The following is an 11,021-nucleotide window of genomic DNA, read 5'->3' as shown; positions in this document are numbered from 1 at the left end:
TGCGCAAAATGGCCCGGAGACCCGTAGCAAAAGTCACGCCTGCCTGTACATTCACCTGGATTTGATTGACCCCATCCAGTCGCCGTTCCACAGGATCTTCAATTGTTATAATATGCTTGTCGGCCTGGTTCAGGGCATTTAAAATGGCGTACAAGGTGGTACTTTTCCCGCTGCCGGTGGGTCCCGTGACCAGGATCATCCCGTAGGGCAGGTTGATCATTTCTTGGAATTTCCCGGCCTGGTCTTCTGGAAAGCCCAGGTCCTGCAAGGTCATGAGTTTTGACTGCCGGTCCAAAATCCGCAAAGTAACCTTCTCCCCGTAAGGGGTGGGGAGAGTTGCCACCCGGATATCTACGATCCGATCCTCCACCTTCACGGTGGCCCGGCCGTCCTGGGGAATTCTCCGTTCAGCGATATCCATATTGGCCATCACTTTGATACGGGACACCAGGGATGCATGCAGGTGCCGCGGGGGATGCATGATCTCATGAAGGACGCCGTCGATGCGGAACCGGACCCTCAGTCCCTTTTCTAAAGGCTCAATGTGCACGTCGCTGGCTTTGGCCTGAACCGCTTGCCCAATGATCATGTTCGCCAGCCGGACCGCCGGTTTATCCTGAGCCTCGGAAGCCACCAGTATATCCGGCTCCGTCTCCTCTTCTTCCACGTCTTCCACCTCAAGCTGGGGACGCAGCAGCCGCTCCATATGCATCATTAATTCCGTATCGGTCACCAGCACAGGACGGATTTCCATGCCCGTTAAGAGGCGCAAGTCTTCAATAGCGATAATGTTCCTTGGCTGGGCCATGGCCACCAACAAAGCATTATCTTCAAAACCGATGGGTAAGGCCTGGTAACGCCGGATCACATCCGGCTCCAACAATTTACAAGCAGACGCATCAATGGGATACTCTTCCAAGGAGATAAAAGGTACCCCAGCCTGCGCCGCCACCGCCCTAGCCACGGCACTTTCAGTGGCGAATCCCAGTTCTACCAGCACCTGCCCCAAAAACATTTTCCGGTCTTTCCATTCCTCCTGCTTTCGCAAAGCTATCTCCAACTGCTCCATCGTAATCTCGCCGGTTTCCACCAAAAAGCGACCTAAATGGGTTGTGGCTAATTCCGGACGCAATTACAAGACCCCCCACCATCTTCCTTAATCTCAGTCCACATAAAAGGATGAAATTTGCAAATCAGCCCTGATTAGCCCGTCGTTGCCGTTACTCTGAATCGAGAGTTCCCGGACCCGGTAAATCCTGCTCGCCCGGTTAATGTTGTCCAGCAATGCCACCAGGCTCGCAAACCGTCCTTCGAGGGATAAGTCCAAAGGTATCTCGGTGTAATGCTCATGAAACACCCGATCTCCGAACCGGAACTCTGACACCCGGCAACCGGCCAGCAAAGCGGCTTTTTGCATTTCCAAGAGCAAATCTTGCTCGGAAATCTCACCGGGCAGTGTTTTTTGCATGACTGCCAACTGCCTTGCCAGTTCCGCTTGATTCTCTTTCAACAGGCTGAGCCGCATCAAACGTTGCTCCAGCTGGACCAGTTGTTCTTCCGCTACGATGATGTCCGCTTGCAGGGAGCGCCACAGGTGGAATTGCATGATAATGACGAAGATCAAAGCGGCGATGATCACCATTGAGGCAGCGGTGGAAATCCACATGGTTCTTTTAATCTGTTCCAGATTCATTCCTTGACCTCCCTAAAATGCATCCCGGGGTACCGTGGATACCGCAGCCTGGATCTCAAATTGTGCCTCGGATTCATTGGCGCCTAAAGAGAACCGGCACTGCACCTCAGCGAGAAAAGGCATGCTGCGGAGTTTTTCCAAGTAACGACTGACCAGCAGGTGGTCCAGGGCTTTCCCTCTTAACACCAACTGGCCCGGCGAACCGTTTTCCCCTGTTTTCCCTACCTGGCCTCGAAAATCCGTGAGCCAGACCCCTTCCGGTGTCTGTTGGCCGAGTTCCACCAGAAGCTCCGGCCAATCTACCTGCCCGGCCATAATCTCCTCCTTGACCCGGTACAATTCCGATAATTGAGCATAAGGCTCTTCATAAACTACCAGTCCCTGCAGCTGGCTCTCCACCAGCTGCCGGTAAGCCGACAGGGTTTCCAGCTGACCTTGAGCCAGCCTGACGTTGATAGCCAGAGTGCCCACTGCAGCCAATAACAGTAAAGAAATAACGGCGAAGCCCAACAACAGCTTTCTCTGTTTTTCACGCACAGCAGATAACTGTTTAAATTCGGGAGGCAGCAGACTAATTGAAACCAAATCCATCACTCCCAACCACGACATGCCAGCCCGGCGGCCAGACCGAACTTGACGAAATCCTCATGGGGACCGCCGCCGAGTTTTAAGCCCAAAACCTCCGCCGGCCTTACTTGTTTCACCGGTAACCGCAACATGCTCTCGAGCCTTTCCGCCAAACCGGTCACTTGGCTCCCGATGCCGCTTAAGAAAATCTTTTCCACCGGCCTGGCATCCTTATGGGACTGGTAAAAACCAATGGTGGCCTGGATGCTGTTGGCAAACTGCTCCCGGTGCAGGTTTACTTCCGATGCTCCGGTGTCTTCTTCCCGGGCCGCCGCCAACAGCTCGGCGGCAGCCATTCCCGTGGCCATCATCCGGGCCAGGCGGGGTTTGCCGGCATCGGCAATGACCATGTTGCTGACACCCCTGGCTATATCTATGGCCGCCACCACCTGCCGGGACGCATCTTCTTTTTTTAGGAAGCGGAGCAACGTTAAGGGGAGCACTTCGATTTCTTTGGGCCTTAACCGGGCCATGGTCAGTACCTGCAAGAAACCTTGCACCATCTCTTTCCGACCTGCGACCAGGAGTATCTCCAGCATTTCCCGTTCGCCATCGCTTCTAGTACCGATGACATCGTAATCCAAATAGACGGTATCCAAAGGTACCGGCAGGTGTTCCTGGGCCTGAAACCGGATCAAGCTGTCCAAGCGATTTGGCGTAACCTTAGGGAACCTGGCAAAACGGATGATCACCCCTTGATTGGAAACACCGGTGACTACTTCCCTGCTCCGAAACGTGCCTTTGGCCCACAGCTCCTCCAAAGCAGCCGCTACCGCCCCTTCATCCAGGATCACCCCTTCTTTAATAGCGTCCTCTCCAACGGCTACTTGAGCGTAAGCTGTCACAGACAGGACGGAACCTTTCTTGACTATCTCCACCCCTCTGATAGCACCCTCGTCGAATTCGAGGCCCACTATCCCGCTTTTGCCCCACAATGCCGCCATACCGCCACTCCTTTGTTCAACCCTGTAACTCCACCGCCAACTGTTCCAGAGACTTTTTCAAAAGCCTGGAAACCCGCCTCTGGTTAGTGCCCAGTAATTCGGCTACGGTGGTCTGGGTTAAATCGTGATAAAAAATCAGGTAGATTACCTTTTGTTGTATTTCACTGAGTTTGCTCAATGCCTCCCGCAACAACAGCCGGTCTTCAATGGGTAACCGGAAGCTCTCATAGCGAAGGCTTTTGATACTGTTCAGGTCCAGCTCTTCCAAGGGGACGGTGCCTGCCAGCATAACCTGGACCACTCCCTCTTCTTTGATGTTCACAGCCTCAGCAATCTCCCCCAGTGTCGGTTCCCGCTGGAAGGATTGCGTTAGTTCTTCGGTTACCCGGTAAACCCGGCGCTGGATATCCGCCAGCCAGGGCGGCAGGTCATAAGACGAGCCCCGCTGCAGTTCCCTGGTTATTTCACCTTTGATATAATAAGAGGCATAGGTGGAAAACCGCACTTTCCGTTCCGGCTTGAACCTTCTCAAGGCTTTCAGGAGCCCTTCATACCCCGCTTGCATGAGATCCTCCCGGCAAGGACTGTAAGAGAACGGGCTGACAAAATGACCGATTAAACCCGCCGCCGCCTCAACAATGTCCTTTAACAACAGCTCCGAAGGTTCGTCGCAGTAAGCTGCCACCAAAGCCTCCAATTCCTCATGCCTGGACGAAGACGCTTCTGCCATTCCGGTCCCCCCTACATTCCCGTCTGCGTGACGGCAGTGAAAATCGGCAGGTACAGAGCTATTACCATGCCGCCCACGGTAAGGCCCACGAACACCAGCAGCAGCGGCTCGATCATGGCGGTTAATCCTTTGGTCATAATACTGACTTCCTCTTCAAAGAAATCAGCAATCCGTCGCAGCAGCATCACCAAAGAACCGGATTCTTCACCTACCGCCACCATTTGGATGACCATGGGCGGGAACAGCCCGCTTTCCTCCAAGGGTTGAGCTAAACTACGGCCCTCTTCGATTTTTTCCTTGGCATCACTTACCGCATTAGTAATCAAGATATTGCCGGTAGCCTCCCCTGCCGCATCCAAAGCTTGCAAAACGGGAATGCCCCCGTTTAAAAGGGTTGATAAAGTCCTGGCAAACCTGGCAATGGTGGCTTTATGTATTAAAGGTCCGAAAACCGGTATGCGAAATCTGAGCTTAGCCCAGAACAGCTCTCCCCGGGGATGCGTCACAGCCAGCCGGAACAACAGCACGGACAGGGCTGCCATAATAATCCATAAGTACCATTTGTTCCTGAGGGAATCCGAGACAGCCAGCACGACCAGGGTAGGAGCCGGCAGTGCTACCCCTTCAGGAAACATCTTGACAAAAATGGGCACAATGAAAATCATCATGACCAGCATTACCAGGACGGAAAAAATCCCTACCATGGCCGGGTAAAAGGTGGCCGAACGAATGCTGTCCCGCAGGATTTTATCTTTTTGCAACTGTTCCGACAGATGGCTCAGGGACTCTTCCAGGGTGCCTCCCACTTCCCCGGCCCGCACCATCCCCACAAACAGCTTGGAGAAGATCTTGGGGTACCCTTCCAGTGCTTCGGTAAAACTCATGCCTGCCTCCACATTGGCGGCGATTTCACTGAGAGCCCGTTTTAGAGCCGGTACCGATGATTGTTCACTCAAAGCAAACAAGCAGCGGGTTAGGGGGATCCCCGCATTAAGCATGGAGGCCAACTGGCGGCTGAAAAGGCTCAGGTCACCTAAAGACACTTTCCTTTCCGCCCGCCAGGCACCGAGGGAAACCACGGGCCCCCTCACCTGTTGGACCCTGGTCACCATGTAGCCCATACCCCTTAACCTGGCGACGACGGCCGCTTCAGTTTCGCCTTCCAGTTTACCGGTTGTGGACCTACCTTGGGCATCGACAACCTCATAACTAAACACAGGCATAGTTCCACCCCCAATGATCAAAAGCTCTCCGCCAAATCCTGCAGCAGCTTGATGTTATCCGGCGTTTCATGGGCCCAGAGTACATGATGGGGATTATCCGGATCACCGGAAATATTCTCAGAGATGTGCATACTGCTGAGGGGGATGGAGGTCATTTCCGCCAGTAAACGCCGCTTGGCTTGCAGTTCACTGCGAGCAAACTCCCCGGTACTGGAAATAACGGGGGCTTTGATTTTCTCGGGTGCCGTATCGATGGCGGCCAAAGCGGTATATACTTGGGATTCTAATTGGGGGGGACAGATGACAATCAGCTCTCTGCTGAATTCAGGAAAGTTAAAAGTGATGGTTTTTACACCTGAAAAGCCAATACTTGCCAGGCGGGAAGCCGCATCACGGGCCACGATATGTTTGAGCTGAAAAGGAAAAATACTACTGTTCCTGGCATCGATGGAATCCAATGCCTGCATGACTTTGTGAAACTCATCCCAATAAGCCAAAATCTGCTTGTCAAAAACCAGGAGGCGATTGCCTATGGTAACATATTTTTCCAGCGGGATGCCTGCGTTTCTGGCCAGCTGCGCTAACCGGTCCGGCTCTACCGCGTAGGCATAAAACTCCTGATAGTCCAGAACTAGCTCCTCTACACCCCGAAAAACGGCATTTTCCAACTGGTCTACCGCTTCCAAGAGCTCTTTCACTTTCACCAGGTCCCGGGGCGTTCCCTTAACCCAAATAGTGTACGGGTTGTTGTTGAAAGCGATGCTTTTCACCGGCAAACCCAGCTCGGAGAGAAGGGGTCTGAACTGTTCCGTGCGGATGTACACCAGGTCAAACCTGGCCAAGGTTTCCTCCTTGTCATAGCCGGCCTGGAGTTTTTCCTCACTGCCCACGATCAGCAAATTGCCCTCCCTGACATAACTCAGTCCCAGGGTTTGCAGCAGCAGCTCCAGTGCCCGCATGGGAGGGACATTTTGCACGGAGAAAGTCACGTTAACGGGTTCTTCGACCAGCACAATGTTTGTGCCGGTTTGGATGGCCAGAGCAGACAAGACATCCCTGAGATCCGCATTCCGCACGTCCAGGGAAAACTGCCCCGAAGCGGCTTGTGCTTCTCGCATCGTCCCTGAAAATAACAAGACACACACGAGCAAAACCGAGAAAACCAGTGGTTTAGTAAAACGTCCCTGATTCATCTTCTCCTCCCCACATCTCCTTAGAAATACTCTGTTTATGCCCGTTAATTCCGGGAGCCTAGAACAATGACAATTTCTTCCGAACCGTTTTTGAGCCGCACCGCATCTCTGCTTATCTCCACCAATTCCCAACTGCCGGCGATTTGCTCACCGGTTGAGACTATGTAGGTAGTTTGGCGGGCTTTTATAATCGCCAGATCTTTCTTTCCCCCGGTGATGACTCCTTGCAGTTCCATGGGTAGGGCAAAGGGATCAACATCTCCGGCACTATTTGTTCCCAACTCTCCGGCACCCTGTTCTTCCTGCCGGGACGTCTGAGGCAGCAGGCTGGCAATTTCCCGTTCTAGATCTTCCGGTTTTAAATCCCCTGAAACATTTGGCGGCCCGGGCTCGCCGGGCCCAAGCAGGCTGATGTTCACCACCACCGCCGCTACAGATACCACGGCCAATATGCCAAGTAAAACATAGAGCCTGGTTTTGCTGCCTGTTTGGCCTTCTCTTTTTATTTCAGGCAGCTTCAGACGAAACTTTGGATCTGCCACTTGTTTTCCTCCCATTCCCTTTGATTCTATATCTCAATAAAAAACGCCAGGCTGACCCTACGCGGCAGCCTGGCGATCATGGCTCCATGGGAGCTGTAGACCCATAGCTTTGCAGTCACCGCCTTTCGGCGGCTTTGCCCTTTCGAATGATGACATAAGTATTCCGTATTGCTTTGGCAAATTTTATTAAATTCATTATCTCATTGCTGTAATTCAACGCCTGCCAGCAAACTCCTGCTACCATACCAGGCCGCAGTTTAAATTCTTTTTGTTCAATCCCAAAATCCGGATGCACCGAAACTCGACCGGTGCATGAGACGCTCCAGTTCCACCCGGTCAATACAATGTTCTAGGGCCGCTTCCCTGCTGATTTTCCCGGCACTGAACAAGTCAGCCAAGGCCTGGTCCATGGTCTGCATCCCCGCACCCCGGCCGGTCTGCATCACATTGTAGAGCTGGTGTTCCTTGCCTTCCCGGATCAAGTTCCGCACCGCCGGGGTATCGATTAAATACTCCACTGCCAGCACCCGGCCTTGACCGTCGGCGGAAGGAAGCAGCTGCTGGGAGATCACTCCCTTTAGGGTGTTGGCCAACTGCTGCCTCACCTGCTCCCGCCGGTGGTCTTGGAAAACATCCACAATCCGGCTGATGGTCAAAGGGGCCGTCTGGGTATGTAAAGTGGACAAAACCAGGTGCCCCGTCTCCGCAGCCGTCAGGGCAATGGAGATGCTCTCCAGGTCCCGCATTTCCCCGATCAAAATCACGTCCGGGTCATGCCTTAGCACATGGCGCAACGCATTGGCAAAGGAATGGGTATCCAAGCCCACTTCCCGCTGCTTCACGATGGACTTTTTGTGCCGGTGGAGAAACTCGATGGGGTCTTCCACCGTCACAATATTCACACGTCTTTCCCGGTTGATTAAGTCCACCATGGCGGCCAGGGTGGTGGATTTACCGCTGCCGGTGGGACCGGTCACCAGTACTAATCCCCTGGGCAAGTAACACAGCTCTTTGACCTGAGGCGGAAGCCCCAGTTGGTCTATGTTGGGAATCTCGAAGGGAACCACCCGGAAAACCGCCGCCAGAGTACCCCTCTGTTTCATGATATTCCCCCGGAACCGGGCCACACCGGGAAGGGCATAGGAAATATCCAATTCTAGATGCTCGTCGAAATACTTGTCGTAGGGGGGACTTAAAACAGGCTTCAGGATTTCTTTTATTGAATCCGGAGTAAGGGAAGGGTAATCCAATGCCACCAGTTCCCCGCGAACCCGGGCCATGGGCGGGATCCCCACCGCCAAGTGCAAGTCGGAAGCCTTTTGCTCGGCGGACATTCTCAGCAATTGATCTAAGGGCAAGGAAGACCGGCTCCCCCGGTTTTCATCAACCAACCCAAATCCCTTCTTTCCGTCAAAATGAGAATCATTTCTCTTAATCATTAATATAACATGAAACAGGCAAGTAAGGAAGTAGCTGGTATATAAATTTATTAATTACTGGGATGGGCTTAGAGGATCGCTGCTAAAGAGTGAATAACAATGGAAGCACAAAACAAGGGGGAATCGCATCCCCATAGAGAGTATACCCCTTTTAATGTACCGGTCCGGCAAAACTAACTCCAGCAGTTGCGATCATTCTCCACCGGCGCCTTCTTTTCTTATATGGTGACCGTTAGGACATGCAATAGTTATAGTCCCGTCATTATCGACGTCAATGCTATAGTACAGATCTCCACCGGAGGGACATGTTGGCACCTCACTGAATAGTTTGACAGCCATTAGGGCATGTTGTTCATCTAATCTCCCTGCAAGGTTAACGCCGGCGTTTTCCATTCTTAATATCTGAACGGCTCCCAAAACAGCACGCATATTTGCTTGGCAGGCATTCTTTCTCGCCGTCTCCGTAACCTTTTGATAGGAAGGCACCGCTATACTGACCAGGATCCCAATAATAGCCACAACCACCATCAATTCCACTAATGTAAATCCCCTCTGGTTTTTCCACCGGTTCCCAATCAATTTCCACATTGGTCTCCCTCCCAACAAAGGGTGCAAGTCTTTTTCTCTGATGCACAAAGGTAAAGCCTCAAGCATCATTAGGCCACTCTGCCGAAACGACTGCAACTCCATTATGAATAATACCTTTTGCTCAACAACAAATCATGCTTCATCAACAGTTTAATATATTTTGTATCAAGGCAAAAGCACCTGGGCATAAAGATGCACCAACCGGTTAAGCCAATCCATTCCTACAGGGTACAGAGCTGAAACTGTCCCTAAGTTCTGCTTCCCTGGGACGCAAACACGGAAAAACCGGAGGTTATGTCACCCCCGGTCTTCGAAACTCAGTATGAAACCGGCATTCTATAAAAACTATGCTCACAGTTCTTTTAGCCTTCTGGCTCTGAATTGCCTTCAGGCTCAGTTTTTCCTCCATGAACACTACATGTTACCGTTCCATTTTCTTTCTCGATATTATAAACACCGTTGGAAGGGCACTCAGGTATTTCCTCTAAATATTTGTCACGGTCTCCGGTGAGAGCGTCAAAATTCTCTGGATAGCGTCCATATTTCGCATGATACACGCTGACAGCTCCCTGGATAGTCCTCTTGTTAGCCTCGCAGGCCTTCTCTTTGGCCGTTTCAGTTATGTTGTTGTACACCGGCACGGCGATGGCTACCAGGATGCCGATGATGACCACCACCACCATCAATTCCACCAGGGTGAAGCCTTTTTGGTTTTTCATCCTCTTCTTAAACAGTTTGAACATTAAATTACCTCCCCCAATTTTTTTTTCTTTCTAATAAATGTTATGCCGGGAAACCGGGCTTCTTAGACACTTCGTGATAATAATTTTTGTTAGGAACGATAGTTAATTCTTAAAACCTAACTCGGAATCACGTACTCATCCAATTGCATCACTTCGTGAGGATCTTTGTAGGAAGCGCACTTGTTGCCGCCCAGGTTTTTGGCCCAATACATGGCCCGGTCAGCCTTGGCAATCAATTCATCAATAGTGTGGCCGTCATGGGGAAAGAAGCTGACCCCGATACTCAAAGATATGGTAACGGGCGCCTCGGCAATATGAATTTGATGTAAAGCTTTGACCAGCCTGGTGACAACGGATTGATAGTGGCTGTATTCTTTCAGGCCGGGCAAGAGGATGACAAACTCATCGCCCCCGAACCTGGCCACCATATCGTTGGCACGAATGCTCTTCGTCAATACTTGAGCGGCCTGCAGCAAGACCTGGTCCCCTACTTTGTGGCCGTAGGTGTCGTTAATAGTCTTGAAATTGTCCAGGTCAACAAACATCAAACCCAGTTTGCTCTGCTCCCGCCTGGCATGGTGTAGAAGCTTTTCGGCCACGTTATAGAACAGGGTCCTGTTGGCCACGCCGGTAAGCTTGTCGTAAAAAGCCAGCCTGGCGATTTCCCTTTCTTTTTCCCGCAGCTCTTTATTCAAATCTTCTAACTTCTTCACGTACTCTTTCAACTGGTTCACCCGCAGGTACTGGCTGGTAACGTCAATGCATTCCACAATGAGCAGTTTTACCTCATCGCTTTTATAGGAGCTTACCCTGACGTTCAGCTCCGCCGTGGCGGTGATCAATCCCCGGTGCATCGCCGCTGAAAAGAAAGGCTTGTAATCCTGTTCCAAGGCCTTGTGCAAGGAAGCGACAAAATAATTCCGGTTCAAGCTGGGCAGTACTGCAAAGGCATTCCGGTGTAATGCTTCATGCCTGGAGATTCCCGTCAGCTGTTCCATATAGTCATTCCAAAACAGGATTTGGAATGACTCATCCAGAATAAAGATTCCTTCATTCACTTCGTTCAGAATGTCCGCAAAGATATTTTCATTCATACAGACCAACTTCCATTTTGTCCAGAGTATTAATCAATTCGTGCAAGGAATTGATGGTCATGTCCATGATAATAGCGCCGTTTATCTCTGTTTCGTCGATTCTAAAAGTGATAAAGAGCATTAAACGGAATAGTTTCTCTTCATTCTGGAGGTCAACCAGAAAATCCCCTTGGCCCAGGAGCCGGACCTGGGGCAGGGTGTAATG

13 protein-coding genes and 1 riboswitch are annotated in these 11,021 nt (G+C 51.5%); all 13 genes read right to left on the bottom strand.

Annotated features, from left to right (window positions below):
• Window positions 1-1,069 (bottom strand): Flp pilus assembly complex ATPase component TadA (gene tadA, locus GXX34_01600; protein HHW06223.1); only part of this gene is annotated, 1,069 nt, incomplete at its 3' end.
• A gap of 93 nt (window positions 1,070-1,162) precedes the next feature.
• Window positions 1,163-1,693, bottom strand: a complete 531-nt coding sequence (gene pilO / locus GXX34_01595; GenBank protein ID HHW06222.1) for a type 4a pilus biogenesis protein PilO — start codon at window positions 1,691-1,693, stop codon at window positions 1,163-1,165.
• Between the two features lie 12 nt (window positions 1,694-1,705).
• Window positions 1,706-2,230, bottom strand: a complete 525-nt coding sequence (locus tag GXX34_01590) for a PilN domain-containing protein (protein HHW06221.1) — start codon at window positions 2,228-2,230, stop codon at window positions 1,706-1,708.
• Window positions 2,231-2,283: 53 nt separating this feature from the next.
• Window positions 2,284-3,264 (bottom strand): pilus assembly protein PilM, encoded by a 981-nt coding sequence (locus GXX34_01585; protein ID HHW06220.1) that lies wholly within the window; start codon window positions 3,262-3,264, stop codon window positions 2,284-2,286.
• A 16-nt stretch (window positions 3,265-3,280) separates the two neighbouring features.
• Window positions 3,281-3,994: a sigma-70 family RNA polymerase sigma factor gene (locus tag GXX34_01580; protein ID HHW06219.1), complete on the bottom strand. Its 714-nt coding sequence runs from the start codon at window positions 3,992-3,994 to the stop codon at window positions 3,281-3,283.
• A gap of 11 nt (window positions 3,995-4,005) precedes the next feature.
• Window positions 4,006-5,217: a type II secretion system F family protein gene (locus tag GXX34_01575; protein HHW06218.1), complete on the bottom strand. Its 1,212-nt coding sequence runs from the start codon at window positions 5,215-5,217 to the stop codon at window positions 4,006-4,008.
• A gap of 17 nt (window positions 5,218-5,234) precedes the next feature.
• Window positions 5,235-6,410, bottom strand: a complete 1,176-nt coding sequence (locus tag GXX34_01570) for an energy transducer TonB (protein ID HHW06217.1) — start codon at window positions 6,408-6,410, stop codon at window positions 5,235-5,237.
• Between the two features lie 44 nt (window positions 6,411-6,454).
• Window positions 6,455-6,952 (bottom strand): hypothetical protein, encoded by a 498-nt coding sequence (locus GXX34_01565; protein ID HHW06216.1) that lies wholly within the window; start codon window positions 6,950-6,952, stop codon window positions 6,455-6,457.
• Window positions 6,953-7,012: 60 nt separating this feature from the next.
• A riboswitch (cyclic di-GMP riboswitch) is annotated at window positions 7,013-7,101 on the bottom strand.
• A gap of 123 nt (window positions 7,102-7,224) precedes the next feature.
• Entirely contained in the window at window positions 7,225-8,391 is a 1,167-nt protein-coding gene (locus tag GXX34_01560) for a type IV pilus twitching motility protein PilT (GenBank protein HHW06215.1), read from the bottom strand.
• Window positions 8,392-8,583: 192 nt separating this feature from the next.
• Window positions 8,584-8,979, bottom strand: a complete 396-nt coding sequence (locus GXX34_01555) for a prepilin-type N-terminal cleavage/methylation domain-containing protein (protein HHW06214.1) — start codon at window positions 8,977-8,979, stop codon at window positions 8,584-8,586.
• 362 nt (window positions 8,980-9,341) lie between these two features.
• Window positions 9,342-9,722, bottom strand: a complete 381-nt coding sequence (locus GXX34_01550; GenBank protein HHW06213.1) for a prepilin-type N-terminal cleavage/methylation domain-containing protein — start codon at window positions 9,720-9,722, stop codon at window positions 9,342-9,344.
• Between the two features lie 116 nt (window positions 9,723-9,838).
• The gene (locus GXX34_01545) at window positions 9,839-10,816 is read right to left on the bottom strand and encodes a diguanylate cyclase (GenBank protein HHW06212.1); all 978 of its coding nucleotides are present in this window, start codon (window positions 10,814-10,816) and stop codon (window positions 9,839-9,841) included.
• Window positions 10,809-11,021: chemotaxis protein CheC (locus GXX34_01540; GenBank protein HHW06211.1), on the bottom strand; the 213-nt coding region annotated here is incomplete at its 5' end. The genes GXX34_01545 and GXX34_01540, both read right to left, overlap by 8 nt.

The organism is Clostridia bacterium (assembly GCA_012840125.1).
In the GTDB taxonomy this organism is placed as follows: Bacteria; Bacillota; DULZ01; order DULZ01; family DULZ01; genus DULZ01.
The sequence above is the reverse complement of the archived record's forward strand: the minus strand, read 5'-3'. Positions and strand labels throughout refer to the sequence as shown.

What these genes read in the sequence shown, in the direction of transcription:
- GXX34_01550 (HHW06213.1), bottom strand. Translation starts at nt 9,722, where the DNA reads ATGTTCAAACTGTTTAAGAAGAGGATGAAAAACCAAAAAGGCTTCACC.
- GXX34_01585 (HHW06220.1), bottom strand. Translation starts at nt 3,264, where the DNA reads ATGGCGGCATTGTGGGGCAAAAGCGGGATAGTGGGCCTCGAATTCGAC.
- GXX34_01570 (HHW06217.1), bottom strand. Translation starts at nt 6,410, where the DNA reads ATGAATCAGGGACGTTTTACTAAACCACTGGTTTTCTCGGTTTTGCTC.
- GXX34_01560 (HHW06215.1), bottom strand. Translation starts at nt 8,391, where the DNA reads ATGATTAAGAGAAATGATTCTCATTTTGACGGAAAGAAGGGATTTGGG.
- GXX34_01575 (HHW06218.1), bottom strand. Translation starts at nt 5,217, where the DNA reads ATGCCTGTGTTTAGTTATGAGGTTGTCGATGCCCAAGGTAGGTCCACA.
- GXX34_01545 (HHW06212.1), bottom strand. Translation starts at nt 10,816, where the DNA reads ATGAATGAAAATATCTTTGCGGACATTCTGAACGAAGTGAATGAAGGA.
- GXX34_01555 (HHW06214.1), bottom strand. Translation starts at nt 8,979, where the DNA reads ATGTGGAAATTGATTGGGAACCGGTGGAAAAACCAGAGGGGATTTACA.
- pilO (HHW06222.1), bottom strand. Translation starts at nt 1,693, where the DNA reads ATGAATCTGGAACAGATTAAAAGAACCATGTGGATTTCCACCGCTGCC.
- GXX34_01580 (HHW06219.1), bottom strand. Translation starts at nt 3,994, where the DNA reads ATGGCAGAAGCGTCTTCGTCCAGGCATGAGGAATTGGAGGCTTTGGTG.